Below are 22442 nucleotides of genomic sequence, written 5' to 3' on the forward strand. Positions count from 1 at the left end.
AAATTTTACGTAGAATTGTTACGGCAAGTATCCAAAATATCAACCCCGCTTTTAGCGCTTTTCCTGCTTGTTTTTCAACAATTTGCTGTTGGTTCAAGAGTTCCCGCATTCCTGTCTGAAACCGCTGTTTTAGCGGATTCTGACAGCCTGATAAAACCCGTCGATAGTCTAACAATTGTTGCAGATACTAACGTAACTGACGACAATGTATTGAAATCAAAAATCCATTACCATGCCACTGATTCCATACGAGTCGATGTGGAGCAGGAAATTGTGTATCTGTATGGTAATGCAAAGGTTGACTACGAAGATTTGCATCTGAAAGCGAATTATATCCTCATCAATATGGGGGAAAAAGATCTGTATGCGGAAGGAACCACAGATAGTACCGGAGTATTGACCGGTACGCCGGAATTCTCTCAGGCTGATCAGCAATTCCGTTCCAATTCAATCCATTATAACTTTGAATCCAAGAAAGGTAAGATCGGTTATGTGATCACCCGCGAAGGTGAAGGCTATATTCATGGGGAAGTTGTGAAAAAGGATCCGGAGAATAATTTCTTCATCAAAAATGGTTTGTACACCACCTGTGATCTCGATACACCTCACTTCGCCATCCAGGCCAATAAACTCAAGGTCATTAGCAATAATAAAATTGTGACCGGTCCGGCTTACCTGACTATTGAAAACATCCCTACTCCATTCCTGATCCCTTTTGGATTTTTTCCAAATAAAAAAGGCAGAAGTTCAGGAATCATCTTTCCTGCATTTGGTGAATCAACAGAACGAGGATTTTATTTCCAGCACCTCGGCTATTACTTCGGGTTCAGTGATTATTTCAATCTCGCGCTCACTTCTGATTTGTACACAAAAGGAAGTTACACACTCGATCTCTCTTCCATTTATAAAAAGAGATATCGTTATTCAGGAACTTTAAGACTCAGCTATGCAAAAAGTCTGACGAGCGAACCGGAGCTCCCGGATTTCAGCAGTGTGCAAGATTTTCATGTCAACTGGACACATAGCCAGGATCCGAAAGCGAATCCTTACCGTTCGTTCAATGCGACAGTAAACGCCGGTACATCGAAGTACTATCGGAATACGATTTCTTCGGTGAATAATTTCCTGTCGAATACATTCTCCTCTTCTATCGCCTACAGCAGATCCTTCCCGGATAAACCCATGAATCTGGGGATATCACTAAATCATACACAGAACACGATCACACACGACATTCGCATCACAGCTCCGGATGTGAGTTTTAACATCGCCAGGATTACACCTTTCAAACGGAAACATGCTATAGGTGCGCAACGCTGGTTTGAGAAAATCGGAACTTCTTATTCTTTGCGTGCGACAAATTTTGTTCAGACAAAAGATTCTTTACTCTTCGAACAAAATACGCTTGACAACATGCAAAATGGAATACAGCATTCCATTCCCATTTCAACATCCTTCAATATCCTGAATCATTTTACGCTGAGTCCTGCAGCGAATTATACCGAACGCTGGTATTTTAAAACCACAGAATACGAATGGAACAATGAATTGAATAAAACAGATACTATTAAAAATAAAAAATTCAAAGCAGCACGAGAATATCAGTTCAGTCTTGGATTAAATACCAGAGTCTATGGCATGTATCAAATGAAAAGAGGTCCTGTCGCTGCCGTAAGACATGTGATGACTCCCAATGTTTCATTTTCCTATCGTCCGGATTTTAGTTTGCCCGGCTACGGTTATTACAAAACAGTCCAATACGATACGCTTGGGAGAACGAGAACTTATTCCATCTTCCAGGACAATGTGTATGGTGGTCCGGGTGGTGGTAAATACGGAAGCCTGAACTTCGGTCTCGACAACAATCTTGAAATGAAAGTCAGGACGAAATCAGATACCGGTGCTACACTGAAAAAAGTAAAATTGCTTGAAAGCCTTCGATTGGGTGCCAGCTACAACCTGATCGCGGATTCCATGAATTGGAGCGCATTGTCGATCAGTGGTCGTACTACACTGTTTGACAGGATGAGCGTCAATTTTGGCGGTGTCCTGAATCCTTATGCCTTTGATGAAAACAATCGTGATTACAACAAATATCTGAAAGACCAGAATGGTCATTTGTTCCGGTTGACATCCGCGAATATTTCTACGAATTTTTCACTCTCACCAACGAAGAAAAAAACCAGTACAAAGTTTTCAAAACAAGAGATTGATTATATCAACCAGCATCCTGAAGAATTTGTCGATTTCGAAATTCCTTACAACTTAACCGTCAGTTATACTTACAGTTATTTTAAAACCGGCAACGCTGCTCCTGTTCAGTCACAATCTGCAAGTTTCAACGCGGATCTCAGTCTGACTCCCCGTTGGAAAATCGGCTTCAACAGCTGGTATGATTTCACCGATGGTCGCTTCACCAATGCCAGCGTCAATATCTACCGGGATTTACATTGCTGGGAAATGCGCCTGAACTGGACACCATTTGGTTACCTCGAAGGCTACAATTTTCAAATCAACGTGAAGTCATCCATTTTGCAGGATTTGAAATTGTTGAAGAAGAAGGAGTTTTATGATCGATGAGTTCCGAGATTTTGGATTTTAGATTTTAGATTTTAGATTTTAGATTTTAGATTTTAGATTTTAGATTTTGGTTCTTAGTAAAACTGATACCTCTACTAACCACTAAGCACCAAGCACTAAGCACTAACAACTAACAACTAACAACTAACAACTAAACACGTCTCTTCATCAAATAATCCTCATCTTCCGCGTCGCCGAGTTTGAACATTTTTGAGCCGAAGATTTCGAAGCCATAGCGTTTGTAAAAGTTGATGGCTTTGTGATTATCGATGTTTACCCCGAGCCAGATCCATTTGTTCTTTTCTTCGATAGCAATGCGAAGACATTCATCCATCAGTGCTATTCCGGCCTGTTGTTTTTGAAATTTCTGATAGATATAAATACGCTCAACTTCTATTACCTGTTCGCCATTAAATTCATCATAGGTACGATCGCGGCGCATCTTGGCGTAGCCGGCGAGTTCATCGTCTGCAAAAACAAAAAGGAATGTGTTTACCGGAGTATTTAATAAATCCTTTTTTATTTTTTCTTCCTTGAAAGCATCCGCAAGATAAACCCGCATGTCTTCTTCGGTATTATAATCCTTCCAGGTTTCATAAAATGTTTCCCTGCCCAGACGGGCAAGCAATTCAGATTCATTCGGCAATACCGGTCGGACGCGAAGCTGCATACTATAAGTTTATGCCCTAAAAATACAGAAAACATGTAGAATTCATCCTCCGTTCAGGTATTCCATTAATTTTGCGAAACAAATTCGAATGTGATTATGAAAAAAATCTTCTTTACCCTGTTATTTATCGCACCTCTGATGGCCGGTGCCCAGCAAACCCAAAAAGCTGCAAGTCCCATTCTCAAGGCGGAAAAAACTGAAAACAAGGCGGATACAATCATTAAAAAGGATCCTTCTGACCCTTCACGTGAATACATAGTGATTCTGAATTTCAAAGGAGTCATGACTGAACAAGGCACAAAAGTGAATGGCAGAAAGCACGGTGTGTGGCGTGAATATGCAAATGGTAATGGAATTCTTTCCAAAGTCACGGAATACAACATGGGAAGAAAGAATGGAGCATGCATCACACTATCTGTGATTGGACAGGTGACTGTTGACGAAACATATGTCAATGATACTTTGCAAGGGAAAAGAACCGTCTACCAAAGTAACGGCCGTATCAAAAATTCAGAAAACTATCTGAACGGATTACTTACCGGTGAGAGAAAAAGTTATTACGACGATACAAAAATTCAGGAAGAAGCTCTTTACAAAAACGGTGTGCGTGATGGTCTGAGCAAATGGTACAAACAAAACGGAAAACCTTCTCTTGAATACAATTATAATAACGGAAACCTCGAAGGCCAGGCAAGAGAATACGATGATAACGGTGCTTTGCTGAGAGAAGGAATGTATACCGGAAATAATGAAGAAGGCGAATGGAAGGTATACAAAGACTCAGCTGTTGTCAAAAAAGTCATTTATAAATCAGGACAAATTATCAGGGAGATTCCGTTGAAGAAATAAAGAATAATTTGAAATAGAACATAAAAAAAGGTGGATCCTGATTGGTCCACCTTTTTTTTATACTTCGAGTAAGGCCTTGTGCCAACTGTCTTTCAGTGGTATTTCCCATTTCGAATCCAGCTCGGCTTTGCTTTGAACGAGATTGTTGAAGACAATTGTCTCAGCATTGATCTCGCCTTTTTCATATTTCTCTTCGAAGGCATCACGTTTTAAAACCAATACCTTCTCCCCTTCTTTGTAAGCAAAAAGCATCCGGTTCATCAGGGAAAGATTCATTTCTTTCTCCAGCTGCTGAACAAAATGAACGGATTTGTCAATCGAACAACCTGCAGCTGCTGCTTGTTTTTCATCAATCATGACAATGATGAATCGATTGTATCGGATTTCAGAACTTGCAAGCAATGCTTTATCGTGGGCTGTCCAGTTATCGAGGAAGCTGTTTAAGCTTGCTTCAATTTTCTTTATTTCATCTGCTGTAAATTCACGGTCTGACTGATAAACCCAGACCCGGGAATGTGAAGGCATGGAGGTAAACGGGCTGTACATAGGATTTCTTATTAAGGGGTATAATACGGATCAACAATCCATTCTTTTGCAAAGATACAAAGAAGGATTATTCTTTTGGATGATGCCGTTCACGCAAATCGAGTTTGCGCAACTCCGGCAAAGCAGCGCCCGCCGCAGCCACTGAACCCAAAGCGATAGTGCCTCCAATAACCACAGAAGGCACCAAACCCAATAATTTAGCCGCGAATCCGGATTCAAAAGCTCCTATTTCGTTGGAGGAACTGATAAACATCGTACTGACGGAAGAAACTCTTCCCCGCATGTGGTCAGGTGTTAACAGTTGCATAATCATCGATCGGATGACCACGCTGACGTTATCGAACGCTCCGCTGAGGGCAAGGATGAACAATGACAAATAGAAATTTCTGCTCAGCGCGAAAGCAATCATACACACCGAAAACCCGGCGACACAATAGAGCAATTTGTTACCGGCATTCTTCAAAGGAGGATGACGTGTCATGTACAATGCCATCAATACGGAACCCGCGAAGGGAGCTGCTCTGAGAAAGCCAAACCCTTTTTCACCTACATGCAAAATATCGCTCGCGAAGATGGGAAGCATTGCTGTCGCTCCGCCAAATAAAACCGCGATCAGATCGAGTGAAAGCGCACCCAGAATAGCCTGGTTGCTGAATACAAACCGAAGACCTTCACGGATACTGCTCATCATTTTTTCTCCCGGTTTGATTTCCTGCACCGGTTGAGGCGGGATTCTTACAATTTGCAGAAATCCAAAAAACATAATGACGAGTACCGTGATGTAAGAAACATTTTTTCCGAAAAAACCAAGCATCAATCCGCCGCAGGAAGAACCCAGAACAACAGCTACGTGCCAGAAGGTACTGTTCCATGCGGAAGAATTCGCGTAGGCTTCGCGAGGAACAACCTGTGTCATCAATGGAAACTGAGCCGGACTGTAAAATCCCCGCAGAATTCCAATTCCAAACATGATCATGTAAAAAGGAAAAGCCGATTGTTGTGCAATGGGTAAGTCAGCATAATGATAGGAAACATAGGTCAGCAACAGAGTACACAAAAACATCAGGCCCTGAACCCACACGAGAATTTTTCGTCTGTCATTTCTGTCGGAGACATAGCCACCGTACAAAGCCAGACCTACAGCCGGTATCGCTTCCGCAAGACCGATAAATCCAAGTGACAATGGATCATGTGTGATTTCATATACCTGCCAGCTGAGTACCACAAACTGAATCTGCAAAGCCAGTGTGAGCATGAATTTGGAGAAAATAAATCTCCTGAAATTCAGATGGCGGAATGCGATGAAAGTTTCTGTATTGCCTATGATTGGTTTGCTCATGCCGGGGAAAATGCAATAGAAAAATAATTTTAATCAGGCCAATTCGGATAACTCCAGCCAGCGCATGGTTTTTTCATCGATACTTTGAATGACCACTTCCATGCGGTTGGCCCATTCCTGCAATTGTGTATGTGTTGCCGAACTTCCGCTCATCTTTTGTTCGAGTTCTGTTTTTTCATTTTCGAGAGCTTCAATTTCTTTCCCTAAAGTTTCAAACTCAAATTTCTCTTTGAATGATAATTTTTTCTTCTCGGTCTTTACCTGTGTGTCTTTTTTCTTTTGCTCTTCTACTTCCTTACTTTTCAGTCGTGCTGCTTCCTTTTCTTTCTCCTCTTCCACCATTCTCCATTCGGTATATGTTCCGTTGTAATCACGGATCACACCATTTCCTTCGAAGATAAATAAATGGTCTACGAGTTTATCCATAAAATACCGGTCGTGACTCACCACAATCAGGCATCCTTTGTAATTCAACAGAAATTCTTCGAGGATTCCCAGCGTGAGCAGATCAAGATCATTCGTCGGTTCATCGAGAATAAGAAAATTCGGATTCAGGATCAACACCGTGAGCAGATGCAATCTTCTTCTTTCACCACCGCTCAGTTTTGAAACATAAGTGAACTGTTGCTCGGGTGGAAACTGGAACAGATTCAAAAACTGTGAAGCCGATACTTTGGAACCATCACTCAGCTGAATCACTTCAGCATAATCCTTCACTACTTCTATTACACGTTTGTCATCCTTCAATTCAAGACCTTGCTGAGAGTAATAACCAAAGATGATGGTATCCCCAACATTGATCTTTCCAGAATCTGGTGTCTCTTTCCCTGTGAGAAGGTTCAGAAAAGTGGATTTCCCGGCGCCATTCTTTCCGACAATTCCAATGCGTTCTCCGGTCCGGAAAGTGTAATCGAATCCGTTCAGGATGGTAAGTTCATCATACTTTTTGTGAACTTTTTTCAATTCAATGACCTTCCCTCCGATCCGGTTCATTTTGACATCCAGTTCGACGGCTCCCTGTTTCTTTTTTCCTGCAGCTTTATCTTTTAATTCATAAAAAGAATCAATTCGCGCTTTGGATTTTGTTCCCCGTGCTTTGGGCATACGTCGCATCCATTCGAGTTCGGTACGCATGAGATTGCGGGCCTTGTCAGTTTCCCGTTCTTCGTTCCATTCGCGTTCTGCTTTCTTCTCGAGGAAATAGGAATAATTTCCTTCGTAGGTAAATAATTTCTGATGTTCCATCTCGATAATCTTATCGCAGATATTATCCAGAAAGTAACGGTCGTGCGTAACAAGTAAAAGCGAAAGTTGAGAGCGTGTGAGAAATTCTTCGAGCCATTCAACCATGTCGACATCGAGATGGTTCGTTGGTTCATCCATGATGAGGAGATCCGCCGGCTCGATAAGCGTTTTAGCAAGCGCGATTCGTTTTTTCTGTCCACCGGAGAGTTGTCGTACAGGCTGATCGAGATGATGGATATTCAATCGTGACAGAACCTGACGAACTCTTACTTCATAATCCCAGGCATGCGCGTCATCCATTTTGGAGGCAGCTTCTTCCAGGGCTTTTTGTGTGATTGGTGAATGTGCTTCAGCATCTGCTTCCAGACAGGCTTCGTACTCTTTGAGTAAACGAATGATCGGATTATCCATACTGAAAATAACTTCCAGTACGGTTTTCTGTGTATCCAGAAACGGGTCCTGATCGAGATAAGCGACACGAATATCCTTACGCATGGTAACGATTCCGGAATCCGCTACATCCTGACCGGCAAGAATCCGCATCAGGGTTGTTTTTCCGGTACCATTCCGTGCAATCAGTGCAACTTTTTCTCCTTTTGAGATACCGAAACTGATTCCATCGAAAAGAACTTTCTCCCCATACGATTTCGACAAATTTTCAACAGACAATAAATTCATAGACCAGGTTCAGGAATCAGTGTGACAATAAAACGGACGCCAGAGAAGCCTGTGGGTTCGCAAAGTATTTAATTGCAATATGCTTGTTATCAGTGAGAGAATCATTTATCAATCCTTACTCCCCTTCTCTCCAACAAAATGATCCGTTGTGTATTTAAACATCACATTAAAAGTGGTGAGTGAACCGTAACAGCGTGTAATGTATTGCTGCATGTTGACCTTGTCTTCTTCCGTGAGCTTATCATGTGCATTGATCCTTTGCTCCAACACCCGCAAACGATCACGCAGCATCACGATCTTATTGAAAAAAACATCGATTGGTACTTCTTTGGATTTCAGTGAAGAATCTCCCGGTTTCATGATCAGGGTTCCACCCGTCCACTTTTGCCCGATTTCAACCCGTTCCTGTAAATCCGAGTATTTTTTGATGATGTTTACCAACAACACTTCGATGTCAGCCAGACTGACAAGGTCGTTATCCGCATCATTCGCGTCAATGACTTCCAATTGCGCATCTGTTCTTTCAATATCGCGCATGCCGTGTTGCATGAAGGTGATCACGTATTCTTCAGGTTTCATCTGAACAATCACTCCATCGCCATATTGCGGATGGCGAATCCTTGATCCGATACCCAGGGAGATTTTTTGCATAAGGATGATTTATGTGACAAATTTAACGATTATGATGGGATTATTTAAGAAGGAAGTTCCATGTTCGAAGTTCAAGGTTATTTAGACAACTCCCTCAACCTCAAATCCAACCTAGAACATCGAACCTCGAACCAATATTAGCCATTCTAAACCAGTATGGTTAAGGGATGTTAAACTTTGTCATTTTACTGTAATTCCCCAAAAACCATAAAACAAGTTGAGACCTTATTCGTTCCTTGTTATAGTTTTTGTGTTCATGTTTTTCGTGTGGGGAGCCGTCAGGTGTAAATCTGGCGGCTCTTGTTTTTTTGAGGTATTAGGTATAAGGTATAAGGTATAAGGATGACATTCGTTTGTGAGTGCATTGTTTCATTTTTTCATAAAACATTTCCTCATTTACTCTCTTCCATCATTTAAAATGTATTTCTCAAAAATACATAACACACAACCTTAAACTCTGAACCCGGAACGCAAAACCCGGAACCTAAATATCTTTTTAAGACCAAAAGAAAACCCTATCTTCGAGGCCGGAGTAAATGGAATTTCTAATGGACGATCATCCATGTTTAGTGAACAAGAAAAAGAGCTGCTTGCCGACCGCATGGTTACCGGCAATCTCTACAAGCTGAAGCACTTAACCGGGTCCATTCAGCCTGAAGAGCTTGCCGAGTTGATCAATGAGTCTGCGCACATTGATGTCCGGAAAGTCTTCCAGGTTTTAGAAGCAGAAAAAGCGATTAAGACATTTGAAAATCTGGACTTCGACATTCAGATAAAATTGCTCAGCACTTTTAGTGTTGAACAGCTTTCACATACGCTTAACCAGATTTCTCCGGATGACCGGACTGCTCTTTTCGAGAAACTTCCTCAGGAGTCCCTACAAAAATACCTTAGCCTTTTAAGTGACGAAGAGCGGAAAACAGCCAACCAGCTGCTGCAGTATCCTGAAGATAGTATTGGTCGTTTGATGACACCGGATTTCGTTTCCGTGAAGGAGGATTGGACAGTTCAACAGGTTCTCGATCACATCCGGAAATATGGTAAAGACTCTGAAACACTCAATGTCATTTATGTAACCGATGCAAAAGGCTTTTTGCAGGACGATATAAAAGTTCGTGATTTCCTGCTCGCGCCGCTTGATAAAAAAGTCGGCGAACTGATGACTCGTCAGGTCGTTGCACTTTATGCAAGAGATGACCAGGAAAAAGCCATTGATATTTTTAAACAAACCAATCGTGTCGCCTTACCGGTGACTGACTTTAACGGATTGCTGCTCGGTATCGTCACCTTCGACGATATGATGGATGTAATCGAAGAAGAAGATACAGAAGATATCCAGAAGTTTGGGGGTACTGAAGCTCTCGAAGAACCTTACCTGAAGGTTTCCCTCAGGGAAATGGTCAGCAAACGCGCCGGATGGCTCATCATCCTTTTTCTTGGTGAAATGCTGACTGCAAGTGCGATGGGCTATTTTAATAATGAACTCAACAAAGCGGTGGTCCTCGCGCTTTTTGTTCCCCTGATTATTTCATCCGGTGGTAACAGCGGATCACAGGCCGCAACGCTCATTATCCGTGCCATGGCTCTTGGTGAAGTCACTCTTTCCAACTGGTGGAGAGTGATGCGCAGGGAATTTCTATCCGGTTTATTTCTCGGAACATTGCTTGGAATCATCGGATTCATCCGGATTGCAGCCTGGACGCTTTTTACGGATCTCTACGGTCCACACTGGTTGCTGATCGCCATCACCGTCGGACTCACACTGGTCGGAGTGGTTTTGTGGGGAACATTATCAGGTTCCATGTTACCGATGCTGTTAAAGAAACTGGGATTTGACCCTGCAGTTTCATCGGCTCCATTCATTGCAACATTGGTAGACGTAACAGGACTCATCCTCTACTTCTCCATCGCCTTTTTAATATTGCGAGGGACACTTCTCTGAGTAGAAAAAAATATTTACTTCTTAAAAGTGTCACTTGTTCATGAATTGAATGAGAACTCTTTCAAATTCATCTTTTGTTTCAACAAAGGGAAAATGTCCGCTTGAATCAAACATTTTGTATTCCGAATTTTTCAAGGCTTTGTGCAATTGCTCATTTGCTTCCGGTGGAGCAAAATCCGCTTCAGAAGAGCAAATCAGTGTTTTGCATTTTACTTTCTTCAACTCCTTTGTAAGATCATAATTCACCAGTGTTGAATCTTTATAAAGTGAATTCACCAGCTCAGCTGTCTTCGGATAATTCGGACGAAAAATCAAGGTGAGACTATCCGCATACAGTGGATTAAAAAATCCAGGTTTAAAGAGCAGGCGAAAGAACCGTTCCATCGTTTGTGGATTCTTGCTTGCAAATTCAGGACTTGATGCAATTTCTTTCTTTTCTTCCGCACTGTTCGGATCCTCACGTAGTTTCATCATGGCAAATGAACTGTCTCTCCAGTAAGAAGACTGAGGAGTTGTATTCATAAGAATCAATCTGTTCAGATGATCCGGAAATTTAACAGCATAACGCATTGCAATCAATCCGCCAAAAGAATGTCCCATCAGGTTCATTTTATCCATTTTAAAAAACGAACGAATTGAATCCAGATCATCAACAAATTGATCCATGGTCATGGTAGAAGGATCCACATCAACAGGCGATCTGCCGCTGCCGCGTTGATCATAAAAAATAAGACGGTATTTATTTGCCAGTGAATTCAGCTGCGGGAGAAAATAAGTATGTTCCATTCCAGGCCCACCATGCACAATGACAATGGGTTCACCTGAACCTATCACATGGCAATAAATTTTACCGCCTTTCACCGGAATGAAAAATTCTCTGTCTTCCAGTTTATTTTTTGCCGACATTGGAAAGGACATTATCATACTCAAACAAAAGATTGAGAAAACGCGAAGCAGCATATTCTGTTTTTTTGCAAAGATAAGGATGAAAAATCGAATCTGCTCTTCTGATTTTTGAAGAAATATCTTCGGAATGAAAGTAGGAATGAGACATAATGAATGATATCGGAATCCAGAATGAATTCAAATCATTCTTGATATTGATCAGAATTGTACATACTTAAACCTCTGTGAAGCAAGAGTATACACATGTCAAAGGAAAGCAAAAGTGGTGGCTTTGAATACATGAGCACAAATCAATAACTTCGTAAACTATATTTCGCGCGATAGCGAGTTGAAAGCAGCAATGGCTTTACCCAATTCCAGAAAATTAAAACTCTACAGAATGATATGGCTCAGGCATGATTTGCCGGCCGGTATGTCTGTGTTTTTTGTTGCCCTCCCCCTTTGTCTTGGAATCGCGCTTGCTTCAGGAGCACCTTTGTATGCTGGAATCATGACCGGCGTGATTGGCGGCTTGATTACATCCTTTATCAGTGGATCGCAATTGAGTGTTTCCGGTCCTGCAGCCGGATTAACGACCATTGTCGGTGCTTCGATTCTTGCATACGGAGATTATAGAATTTTCCTTTTATCAGTAATCATCGCCGGACTGGTACAGCTCATTATGGGTCTCCTGAAATTTGGCGGAGTCGCTTACTATTTTCCGTCATCAGTCATTAAAGGGATGCTTGCTGCGATCGGAATAATTTTGATTTCAAAACAAATCCCACTTGCTCTCGGCTACGATCAACCTGACTTCTGGAGAAGCGGCTTTTTGTCATTGCTTTCGGATAAAAATTTTCTTGGGAATTTTAGCAATTTCAATCATCACATTCGTCGGGGTGTTGTTGTGATCACTTTAATTTCAATTGGCATTTTACTGTTGACGAAAATTCCATTCATTAAGAAAAAGCTAAAAATCATTCCTGCTCCTCTCCTTGTTGTCATTGCAGGTGTCCTGTTGAATGAATTGTACCACTACATGATCCCGGGCATGGCCTTGAACCCTGCTCAATTGGTGAAAATTCCTTCCAACTTATTTTCTCAAATTCAGTTCCCTGACTTTACTTACATTTTTTCAAATTACAGAATCTGGGAAGATGGTGTAATCATCGGAATTCTTGCGAGCCTGGAAACATTGCTCTGTGTAGAGGCCATTGACAAATTAGATCCTCAACACAGGGTCACTCCTGTAAATCGTGAATTAATCGCTCAGGGAATCGGAAATATGGCATGTGGTATGTTGGGCGCTTTACCCATGACCGCTGTGATCGTCCGTGGAGCAGCAAATGTGGATGCCGGAGCACGAACAAAACTTTCTTCTGTTACACATGGTTTGTTTTTGTTGGTCAGTGTGCTCTCGATCCCTTTTTTAATGAACCTTATCCCCTACGCATCTCTTGCTGCCATTCTGATGATCACCGGTTACAACCTGAGCAAACCAAAACTTTTCAAAAACATGTTCAGCATGGGCCTGAAACAATTTCTGCCCTTTATTTTTACAATCGTCGTGATATTGTCAACGGATTTATTGATTGGAGTTACCATCGGATTGCTGGTTTCCATGTACTTTATTATCCAAAGCAATTTCAAAGCGGAATTCATGATTGAAAAAACTGTTCAGCACATTACAGAGGTTTACAATATCCGTTTGCATTCTACTGTGACTTTTCTGAATAAACGAAAACTACGTGTAGCTCTGGATAAAATCCCACCTTACTCAGTACTGACCATCGACGGTACAGATTCGCATTTTATCGATTACGATGTGCTTGAAATTATCAGTGAGTTTGAAAGCAAAGCACACGACAGGCATATTGAGGTTCATCTCAAAGGAATTGAAAAGGTAAATGTGCAAGCCATCCACTGAGCTTTATTTTGCTTCAAATCACTTCAGAATTATTTAATAATTTCTCCTGCCATTTCCAGCTTTAACTCCGGCATTGCAGGATCATTCAAATAAACACTGATTGAACGGGAATCTTTTCCTTCTTTTCCAAAAGAATCGAAATCAATTTTCACCATCGCGCTGTCTCCCGGAGCTATTGTTGTCTTGGAAAGAGATGTATGGATGCAGCCACAACTTGATTTGGCCTTATAAATCATCAAGTCTTTTTTACCATCGTTGTAGATCACAAAATCATGAGATCTTTTTTCTCCCTGGCGAATACCACCATAATTGAAACTAAGTTCAGGCACTCTTGCTTTTTGCACCAGCGCTGAGTCTTCCGCACTCATCGGTGGAAAAAACTGAAAAATGGTTGCGGTGAGATTGAGAAATTTAGTAGGCTGAATAGAGTCATTTGTAATCAGACTAATCCGGTCCATCACAAAACCATAGTCCTTTTTAACAGCTGCATCAAATGAAATTGCCAACCAACCTTCCCTTCCCGGCTCAAGCGATGTGTTACTTAAAGCCAATTGAAGATGCTCAGGGCTTTTGCTTCCTAAAGTCAGTGTAATAGGTCTGGAAGCGCTGTTGTAGATTCGAATGGTATCTTTTCTGATCGTGTTGTCCGCAATCCTGCCAAGATTTAAAGTACTTGAAGTGAACCGAAGACTGCCGGATTTTTTCGCGTATTTGTCCTGCAAAGTTGGATTGGAAGCTACAACCTGGTTTTGAGCACTGACAAATAAAATTTGAAAAACAAAGACGAATACGAGGATGAAAATTTTTCTTTCCATAATTCTAAAATTAATGTGATGTAGCAGAAATTGTCGGGCCTGCAATTTTTGTCGCGAAATCTTCCAGTGAAAGTCCATCAAAATTACCGGAACTCATCATCAAAAATACTTTTCCCTTCGGATCCATTTGGAATAAATCATTCACAAGACGTTTAGAATCCGTATAGATTTTCAATCCTGCATTTCCAAATGCTTCTTTCACACGTTCCGGAGATATTGGTTTTAGCTTTTTATGCTCAATTGTATGGGGATTAAAATAAACAATACCGATATCACATCCATCCATTGACCCTTTGTATTGATCCAGAAATTCTTCGTTAAGGCTGCTGAATGTATGTAACTCCATGCATGCAACCAGTGTTCTGTTCGGATATTGTTGTCTGACTGCCTCGGTAGTTGCTTTGAGTTTTGATGGAGAATGGGCAAAATCCTTGAACACTGCTACATCATCTGTTTTCGCCAAAAGCTCCAGTCTTCGGGCAGCTCCTTTAAACGATTGGATTGCTTTATAAAATTGTTCGTTTCCAATCCCAAGTAAATTACACACTGCACGGGCGCCTTCCAGATTCATCAGGTTGTGATCCCCGAATACAATCAATGGAATTTCGCCCGAATCCGTTTTCAACCAGGTTGTACCGTTTCGGATTTCATGTTTGGGAATTCCATAAGCTATCTTTGTCGCGGGAGTCGCAGACTGATCCACCAATTGCTTTACTTCCGGATCACATTCACAATAAATCAATTTACCGGACACAGGAACCTGATCCGCGAAAATCCGGAATTGCTCGAGATAAGATTCATAGGTTGGAAATACATTGATGTGATCCCAGGCTATGCCACTGATCAGGGCAATGTTGGCATGATACAAATGAAATTTCGGACGACGATCAATCGGTGAAGACAAATATTCATCGCCTTCGAGTACAATTATCGGAGCATCGCTCAAGCGAACCATGGTATCAAAACCCTCCAGCTTGGCTCCAACCATGTAATCAAAGTCCAGTCCTGATTGCCGTAGCACATACAAAATCATGGATGTGATGGTTGTCTTGCCATGACTACCACCGATTACAACACGAATTTTGTCTTTGGATTGTTCATACAGGTATTCCGGATATGAAAATATCCTCAATCCCAATTCCTTTGCACGTAACAATTCCGGATTGTCGGCCCTGGCATGCATACCCAGGATAATCGCGTCCATCCCGGCATTAATCAATTCCGGTTGCCATCCATCCTTTTCAGGAAGCAAACCGGCAGCCTTTAATCTGGACCGCGATGGCTCAAGGATTTCATCATCGGACCCGGTGATAAAGTAACCCTTTTGATGCAGCGCCAACGCAAGGTTGTGCATGGCGGCACCTCCGATGGCGATAAAATGGATATGTTGTTTCTTGCTATCTGTCATTTGAAATCGAAGGTAAATTTACTTTTTCGATCAGGAATAATCACCGGGAGCATCTTTCCACAGCGTTACGAACAGGCAAATTACGTATTTTGCGGCTTCTTAAGAACCAATAGTATGAAACTCTATACCATCGAGACCGGCAATTTAAAACTGGACGGAGGCGCCATGTTTGGTGTGGTCCCAAAATCAATATGGAACAAATTAAACCCTGCGGATGAAAATAACATGTGCAACTGGGCAATGCGATGTCTACTGGTGGAAGATGGGAATCGCCTGGTTTTGATCGACAATGGACTTGGAGACAAACAGGATCAAAAATTCTTCAGTTATTACTTTTTGAATGGCGATGATTCTCTTTCAAAATCGCTCCGTAAACATGGTTTTACAGAAAACGATATCACCGATGTCTTTCTCACGCATCTGCATTTTGATCATTGCGGTGGAAGTGTAAAATGGAATTCCGCGAGAGATGGATATGAACTCGCTTTTCCAAATGCAACCTACTGGAGTAATAAATCTCATTGGGATTGGGCCGTCAAACCAAATGCTCGAGAAAAAGCGAGTTTCCTGAAAGAGAATATTTTGCCGATCCAGGAAAGCGGACATCTGAAATTTATAGGTGACGGAGAAGAATTATTTCCCGGCTTCAAAGTACTGTGTGTAAACGGACATACCGAATCCATGATGCTTCCGATCATTAATTATAATGGAAGAACAGTAGCTTATTGTGCCGACCTGATCCCTTCCGCTGCTCATGTTCCTCTTGCCTATGTTATGGCTTATGATATGCGCCCGCTCATCACTCTGGAAGAAAAGGAAAAGTTCCTGAAAGAAGCTGCAGATAAGGATTACATTCTGTTCTATGAGCACGATCCCATTAACGAATGTTCCTCACTGGAAAAAACCGAAAAAGGTGCTCGTGTGAAAACCAGAATGGCTTTATCAGAAATCGGGTGATTTCTCCGGCTCCAAAAGAAAAGCCCCTTCCCTGCTTGTGGAATAAAACTGAATAGTATTCTCTTCACATAATTTCTTCCACTGTTTGCTTCGATATTCTGAATTACCCCCATCCAGGATCACCATCCTGCATTTTGGGTATTTCAACGCGAAATGAACAGGTGGCTTGTAATTATGACTGATTAACAGGTATTCCGCATCAGAAACATGTTCCATTTTTTGATTTGAAGGGTGAAGAATATCCAATCGTATTTCACCAAATTGAATCCTTCCGGAATTTATTGCGAACTGATTCCCGTCTGAAAAAGTGGTGTCACATTTTTCAAAGCTCAGAATTGTATTTCGCTCTTCAGAAATACCGGATTTAATTTCATATCCAACAGTAAGCATCTTTCTCTTCCCTGAATTTGCGATACAAAATGAATCAGCAAGAAGGAAACCTGTTCGACCATCGATGAGTTGTATACAAGTCTGCTTCGGAAAATGATAAACCACAATTTTCTCCTGTTCTCTGACTCCGATCTCCCGCATAAGTTGAAGAGATAGTAAAGTGGTAATTGCTATTCCACTCAACCAAAAGAAAACCTTTCTGGCTTCCTTAAAATAGATGCTTAGGAATAAAAGAGACAAATACCAAAATCCAAGACTCCATTCCGAGACATAGACATTTTGTATTAAAGAATAAGGCAATTGTTCAACAGTGTAAACGGAGAAATTCAAGGCCCACACTAATTTCCCGGCTATCCAGGCAATTTTAATTGCCGCAAACGTCCATGAAGAAAATAAAAGCAATAAAATCCCACCAAAAATAACTGCTGTTGAAATCGGAATGACCACCAAATTTGAAGGCAGAAAGTAATTCGGAAACTGATGAAAGTAATATAAACTCAAGGGAAAAGTTGCAACCTGTGCAGCGATAGAAACCGAAAGAATACTCCAGATTTGTTTCCCAAGCCAGGATTTAAAATAGAGTTTATTTTCAATGAACTTGTATAAAAACAAAATCCCACCAACGGCAAGATAAGAAAGCTGAAAACCCGCCTGTAAAATCAAGTGAGGAGAAAAGAACACAAACAAAGCGAGCATCGAAGCTCCAAGTGTGTTATATGTATTTGTTGATCGATCCAGAGTTTGTCCGATAACAATAAATGTAAGCATCATTGCCGAACGAAGTACAGAAGGTGAAAGTCCGGTCAGTAAAGCATAAAACCACAAAAACAGAATAACAATAATGGATCGTAGTAGCCGAAGTTTCTTGTGACGGGATAAAAAAGAAAGCAATGCCTGCAAGGCTCCGTAAATAATCCCCAGATGCATACCGGAAACCGACAGAATATGTAAAGCACCGGAAGCCGCGTAAGCCTGCATAGTTTCCTGATTGATTTCATCATCATACCCCAAAATCAATGCTGATAAGACTGCATATTCCTGTCCCTTAATTTCATTCTCCTGAAACACCCGGATCCATTGATCTCTTAAACCGATTGCCCACTCCACTAATCGCGAGGCTTTGTGGTGTTCTGTAATTATGAATTCGCCTTGTTTTAAATTCAGCTGATCATACACCTGATGGCTACTGAGCCATTTTTTAAAATTGAACTGCTCAGGATTTAGAGGTTCCTTAACTTCTTCCGGCTTTTTTGTAAACACAATCCTGTCGCCATAAGCAGGAATATCCTTCAACCCATCTTTATAAAAATAGATTAGCACTTTTCCGTCTACCACTTTCCAGATATGATCAGTTCTTTCCTGAAGAATTTCTGCTTCACAACGATATGAACTCCCCTTCTCTTTGGGAGCTTCCTGTATGACAGCCAGAAAAGATTCAGAACGATCAGAATTTCGAAAATGAAAAGGATAATTCTTTTGAGTATTTAAAAAAGTAAAGTTTATGAAGAGAATGAACATAAGAAGAAAAGAGGTCAATCCCAACATGAACACCCGAATACCCGAATATCTCCTTGACACGAAATAATAACACAACAAAAACGAAGAGAGCGAAATAGATAATGACGCAAATAAAACAAACCGGGATATTTCAAATGTTAGTCCTGCAAGTATTCCTCCAATGCAAAAAGGTAAAAGCCGCAGTACCGGCGTTTCATTCCAACTACGCATGGCGCAATGTAGAACATTGAAAAAATGTGATTCCCGGATTTTTAAAAAACCACCCGATATTCAACCTCAAATAAGAATGAAAATTATCTTTTAGGATTCTGACAAAGATTAAAATCTGTCACCCGGGTATCTCTAAAATAAAAATGAAGAATTTCTTCACAATGAAATCCCAATTGAGCCATTTCGATTGCTCCTTCCTGGCATAAACCAACTCCGTGACCAAATCCTCTTCCGACAAAGAGGATGGAATCCTCCTTCAGACAAACACTGAAAAAAGTAGAGTTTAGATTAAAATCATCACGAATTTTCTTTAAGGGCAGACCAATTCCTTCCGGTTTAAAACAAACCATACGTTTTTCCTGTTGAAAGGAAACGGAAGAATCAATATTTGCAGAATCAGGCAAAGCTGCACCATTAAGACTCAGGTATTTCACCCATTCATTTCTTGGAATTGATTTTTGCCAAGTGGAATGTGCGGACAAAAGACAAAAGGAATCAACGACGGATTGGGTATTATGAAGAGCTCCGCTCCATACGTCCTGCGCAGCAATAGTCTGTCCGCCACAATTGCTGTGATAAGGAGCTGCAATCAGGTTGTTCAATGTGTCAGCAATGACCAGATTGGCTGTTGCTCTGACTTGCTCCGGTATTGAATCATTAAATCGATTTCTGGAATTATACGCCTGACAATGGGTTTGATCACAAACAGAAAAACCTTCCTGAGCATGACGTTCCCGATGACTCATAACAAATGTACGGGCGAGAATTGACTGAACCTTTAAGAATTCCGTGTAGCTGACATTTCCAACTTCTGATTCCACCACAGCGGCGACATATTTCTCAATATTCAGTATGTTAATTAATCCAATTTTGGAAGAAACAAAACGCAGTTCAAGACCTCCATCATACGGTATCGTTGGGGTTTCGGGGTGATTGCTTCTTATGCGAAAAAAACCGGAATCATTTTCGGCGACAAATTTCAGTTCCTTGAAAAGCCCTCTTGGTTTGGTAAACTTTTTTAATTGCATCCGTGAACCTTTTGCTTCCACGCGAACAGATTCATCTTTACGGAGGAATAAAATCTTTTTCTGACCTTCATAGACAGAATAGCCGGAACCGGCTGCGATAAAGGTTACTGAAGTGGAAAGACCAATATTGTTTAGTCCAACCCGAATGTCAATACCAAAAACATTGATAGAAATGAAGCTTAACCAAATCACCAGACTTGCCTTTGACATTTCATTTTTTTTCTGAACTGAATTCAATCATCAGTTTGGCCGCTTTTGCAGAAGCTCCTACCCCACCCAGTATTTCAGCAAGTTCTTCATAATCCTTCAGAAGTTTCTCACGATTTCCTGTATGAAGAATTTTCTTCAATTCTGAAGTGAGATTTTCTGTGTTTAATTCTTGCTGGATCAATTCTTTCACAACTTCCCTGTTCATAATCAGGTTCACAAGGGAAATAAATTTTATTTTGATCAGTGATCTCGCGATATAATAGGAAACAATTCCTCCTTTATAACATACGACCTCAGGAACCTTCAGCAAGGCCGTTTCCAAAGTAGCGGTACCGGAAGTTACCAATGCAGCTTCCGAATGAGAAAGCAATTCGTAGGTTTGATCATGGATGACCGGGTTGGCATATTGCCCCAATACTTGTTTATAATAAGCACTCGTCTGGGATGGCGCACCGGCAATGATAAATTGATATTCAGGGAAAGATGACAACACCGATAACATCAGCGGCAACATGGTCTCGATCTCCTGCTTTCTGCTCCCGGGCAATAAAGCGATGATGGGTTTATCGGTAAGATTATTTTTCTTCAGAAAATCTGTTCTGGAAGGAAATGCTGATCGTTTCTGTGCAATAGCGTCGAGCAATGGATGACCAACAAAATCAACCGGGAAATCAAATTTTTTGTAAAAATCCTTTTCAAAAGGCAGGATGACAAACATTTTATCTACCGTGCGCTTTATTTTGTGCACACGTGATTGTTTCCATGCCCAAATCTGCGGAGAGATATAATAGAAAACACGAATACCGTTTGCTTTGGCAAATTCAGCGATACGTAAATTGAAACCCGGATAATCCACAAGGATCAAAACATCCGGTCTGTTTTCAAGCAAATCCTTTTTGCAGAGTTCAATATTTTTCAGGATTGTACGGAGGTTCATCACAACTTCGGTAAATCCCATGAATGCAAGATCCCGGTAATGTTTCACCAACACCGCACCTTGTTGAGCCATCAGATCCCCACCCCAGGCACGGAAAGTTGCACCCGGTTCGAGCGATTTCATCTCCTTCATCAGATTCGACGCGTGCAAATCCCCGGAAGCTTCACCTGCTATTATGTAATACTTCATCAGATGAATTTAAGAATGAATACCAAAATTGCATACGCAATGGTCGCGCCTAAAATCCCACGGGCAAATTTTTCTAACTGCATGGATAACCCAATAAAGAAGACCAATAAATTACTCAGCACCGAAAGACTGATTACATGCGTGTGAACATTTCTTCCTTTAAACACCATCAGTAGGTCCCACATTCCCACTTCATGATGGTAAATGCTTGCATACAACCAAAATGCGATCACCGGGACAAGGAGTCCGGATAATAATCCAATAAGAAAATGATCAATTCTATTTCGCATTGGCTTAACGATGAATATAACGGAAGAAGTAATAGAAATAAGCAAAGGAAACGATCACAGTGATAAATAATATTCCTTTTGCTGTTTTCTCACGCTGAAAACGAATGAGCAAAAATCTGAACAGAATAATATTTACTAAGATGGAAAACAACTGAACTCTTGGAGCCTGAAAAATATAGGGATTCCCATAATAATCCGCGAAACCAAGTCGGATAAATTCAAAAAGAAAATAACTCAGCGTTAAGATCACTGCACCTGCAAGCAGACCCAGAACAAAGGAATCATTAGTCCACTTTTTCAAGGTCATAATTCTGTTCATTAAGGAAAGAAATAGCGTGATGCGCGGTGAAATCAAACTGAACAGGAACAACGGATACATATCCGTTTGTCAATGCCCATTCATCAGTGTCTTCTCCTTTATCGCCATTCATAAATTTACCGGTCAGCCAATAGTATTTGCGTTTGTTGGGATCCAGACGTTCATCGAATTCTTCTACCCATTTTGCCATTGCCTGGCGGCAAACCTTTACTCCTTTAATATTATCCAGACTCAGATTCGGAATGTTTACATTCAGCAGAGTTCCGGAGGGTAATCCATTTTTCAAAACATTCTGAGCAATGAGACGTGCATAGGCACGGGCTGCTGAAAAATCCGCATCCAGAGCATAATTCAAAAGAGAAAATCCTACAGAAGGAATTCCTTCGATTGCTCCTTCCATCGCGGCAGACATGGTTCCGGAATAAATCACATTGATTGATGAATTACTTCCATGGTTTACACCTGAAACACAAAGATCCGGCTTCCTGTGAAGGATTTTGTCGATCGCGATTTTCACACAATCTACCGGCGTACCACTGCATTGATACCACTGATGTTTTGGGTACACCTCAACTTTGTCAAGACGTAATGGTTGATTGATCGTAATCGCATGCCCCATTCCCGACTGAGGACTATCGGGTGCAACCACTGTAATTTCTCCCAATCCCTCCATCGCCTGAACCAGGTTATGCAGTCCGGGAGCTGTAATTCCATCATCATTGGTCACCAGAATGACCGGCTTATCACGTTTCACGAATTATAATTTATACCGGATCAAACCGGTTTGTATCAGTTCACGAAGGTAGAAAATAAAGAGCAGAAATCGCGCTTACGAATATGTCCAATCACAAAAAAAGCT

The 22442-nt window shown here is 41.2% G+C and carries 19 protein-coding genes; 5 read left to right on the forward strand and 14 right to left on the reverse strand.

Features of this window, described 5'->3' with window-relative positions:
• Positions 1 to 15: 15 nt before the first annotated feature.
• The gene (locus tag IPP86_14585; GenBank protein ID MBL0139731.1) at positions 16 to 2580 is read left to right on the forward strand and encodes an LPS-assembly protein LptD; all 2565 of its coding nucleotides are present in this window, start codon (positions 16 to 18) and stop codon (positions 2578 to 2580) included.
• 151 nt (positions 2581 to 2731) lie between these two features.
• Here IPP86_14585 and IPP86_14590 read toward each other — a convergent pair whose 3' ends face one another.
• A complete protein-coding gene (locus IPP86_14590; protein ID MBL0139732.1) occupies positions 2732 to 3250 on the reverse strand; it encodes a GNAT family N-acetyltransferase in 519 nt (172 codons plus the stop codon).
• A 96-nt stretch (positions 3251 to 3346) separates the two neighbouring features.
• Here IPP86_14590 and IPP86_14595 point away from each other — a divergent pair, with 96 nt between their 5' ends.
• On the forward strand, positions 3347 to 4099 hold the full coding sequence (locus IPP86_14595; protein MBL0139733.1) for a toxin-antitoxin system YwqK family antitoxin: 753 nt from the start codon (positions 3347 to 3349) through the stop codon (positions 4097 to 4099).
• Positions 4100 to 4156: 57 nt separating this feature from the next.
• On the opposite strand, the gene IPP86_14600 is transcribed toward IPP86_14595, so the two are convergent.
• From IPP86_14600 to IPP86_14615, 4 genes are all read right to left on the reverse strand, one after another.
• Positions 4157 to 4624 carry an ABC transporter ATPase gene (locus tag IPP86_14600; GenBank protein MBL0139734.1) on the reverse strand — a complete coding sequence of 156 codons (468 nt, stop codon included), beginning with the start codon at positions 4622 to 4624 and terminating at the stop codon, positions 4157 to 4159.
• 88 nt (positions 4625 to 4712) lie between these two features.
• A complete protein-coding gene (locus IPP86_14605) occupies positions 4713 to 5969 on the reverse strand; it encodes an MFS transporter (protein MBL0139735.1) in 1257 nt (418 codons plus the stop codon).
• 48 nt (positions 5970 to 6017) lie between these two features.
• Positions 6018 to 7907, reverse strand: coding sequence for an ABC-F family ATP-binding cassette domain-containing protein (locus IPP86_14610; GenBank protein MBL0139736.1), 1890 nt, complete (start codon positions 7905 to 7907; stop codon positions 6018 to 6020).
• A gap of 108 nt (positions 7908 to 8015) precedes the next feature.
• Positions 8016 to 8558, reverse strand: coding sequence for a hypothetical protein (locus IPP86_14615; protein MBL0139737.1), 543 nt, complete (start codon positions 8556 to 8558; stop codon positions 8016 to 8018).
• A gap of 562 nt (positions 8559 to 9120) precedes the next feature.
• Between IPP86_14615 and mgtE the strand changes: the two genes are divergently transcribed.
• Complete coding sequence (gene mgtE / locus IPP86_14620; GenBank protein MBL0139738.1) at positions 9121 to 10500, forward strand: magnesium transporter; 1380 nt, start codon at positions 9121 to 9123, stop codon at positions 10498 to 10500.
• Positions 10501 to 10530: 30 nt separating this feature from the next.
• On the opposite strand, the gene IPP86_14625 is transcribed toward mgtE, so the two are convergent.
• On the reverse strand, positions 10531 to 11406 hold the full coding sequence (locus tag IPP86_14625; GenBank protein MBL0139739.1) for an alpha/beta fold hydrolase: 876 nt from the start codon (positions 11404 to 11406) through the stop codon (positions 10531 to 10533).
• Positions 11407 to 11785: 379 nt separating this feature from the next.
• On the opposite strand from IPP86_14625, the gene IPP86_14630 reads away from it, so the two are divergent.
• Positions 11786 to 13312, forward strand: coding sequence for a SulP family inorganic anion transporter (locus tag IPP86_14630; GenBank protein ID MBL0139740.1), 1527 nt, complete (start codon positions 11786 to 11788; stop codon positions 13310 to 13312).
• Between the two features lie 29 nt (positions 13313 to 13341).
• Here IPP86_14630 and IPP86_14635 read toward each other — a convergent pair whose 3' ends face one another.
• Both IPP86_14635 and IPP86_14640 read right to left on the reverse strand, forming a co-directional pair.
• The gene (locus tag IPP86_14635) at positions 13342 to 14127 is read right to left on the reverse strand and encodes a DUF1573 domain-containing protein (GenBank protein ID MBL0139741.1); all 786 of its coding nucleotides are present in this window, start codon (positions 14125 to 14127) and stop codon (positions 13342 to 13344) included.
• Between the two features lie 10 nt (positions 14128 to 14137).
• Positions 14138 to 15535, reverse strand: coding sequence for a peptidoglycan synthetase (locus IPP86_14640; GenBank protein MBL0139742.1), 1398 nt, complete (start codon positions 15533 to 15535; stop codon positions 14138 to 14140).
• Between the two features lie 114 nt (positions 15536 to 15649).
• On the opposite strand from IPP86_14640, the gene IPP86_14645 reads away from it, so the two are divergent.
• Positions 15650 to 16492 (forward strand): MBL fold metallo-hydrolase, encoded by an 843-nt coding sequence (locus IPP86_14645; protein ID MBL0139743.1) that lies wholly within the window; start codon positions 15650 to 15652, stop codon positions 16490 to 16492.
• Here the strand turns inward: IPP86_14645 and IPP86_14650 are convergent.
• From IPP86_14650 to surE, 6 genes are all read right to left on the reverse strand, one after another.
• Positions 16478 to 18610 (reverse strand): ComEC family competence protein, encoded by a 2133-nt coding sequence (locus tag IPP86_14650; GenBank protein MBL0139744.1) that lies wholly within the window; start codon positions 18608 to 18610, stop codon positions 16478 to 16480. The genes IPP86_14645 and IPP86_14650 overlap by 15 nt on opposite strands.
• Before the next feature lie 83 nt (positions 18611 to 18693).
• The gene (locus IPP86_14655) at positions 18694 to 19848 is read right to left on the reverse strand and encodes a SpoIID/LytB domain-containing protein (GenBank protein ID MBL0139745.1); all 1155 of its coding nucleotides are present in this window, start codon (positions 19846 to 19848) and stop codon (positions 18694 to 18696) included.
• Between the two features lies 1 nt (position 19849).
• Positions 19850 to 20974: a lipid-A-disaccharide synthase gene (gene lpxB / locus IPP86_14660; GenBank protein MBL0139746.1), complete on the reverse strand. Its 1125-nt coding sequence runs from the start codon at positions 20972 to 20974 to the stop codon at positions 19850 to 19852.
• Positions 20974 to 21264 carry a hypothetical protein gene (locus IPP86_14665; GenBank protein ID MBL0139747.1) on the reverse strand — a complete coding sequence of 97 codons (291 nt, stop codon included), beginning with the start codon at positions 21262 to 21264 and terminating at the stop codon, positions 20974 to 20976. Before IPP86_14665 ends, lpxB begins: the two co-directional genes overlap by 1 nt.
• Before the next feature lie 4 nt (positions 21265 to 21268).
• On the reverse strand, positions 21269 to 21565 hold the full coding sequence (locus IPP86_14670; protein ID MBL0139748.1) for a hypothetical protein: 297 nt from the start codon (positions 21563 to 21565) through the stop codon (positions 21269 to 21271).
• A complete protein-coding gene (surE, locus tag IPP86_14675) occupies positions 21549 to 22337 on the reverse strand; it encodes a 5'/3'-nucleotidase SurE (protein ID MBL0139749.1) in 789 nt (262 codons plus the stop codon). Before surE ends, IPP86_14670 begins: the two co-directional genes overlap by 17 nt.
• Between the last annotated feature and the right edge of the window lie 105 nt (positions 22338 to 22442).

This window comes from Bacteroidota bacterium, from assembly GCA_016720935.1.
Lineage (GTDB): Bacteria > Bacteroidota > Bacteroidia > AKYH767-A > 2013-40CM-41-45 > JADKJP01.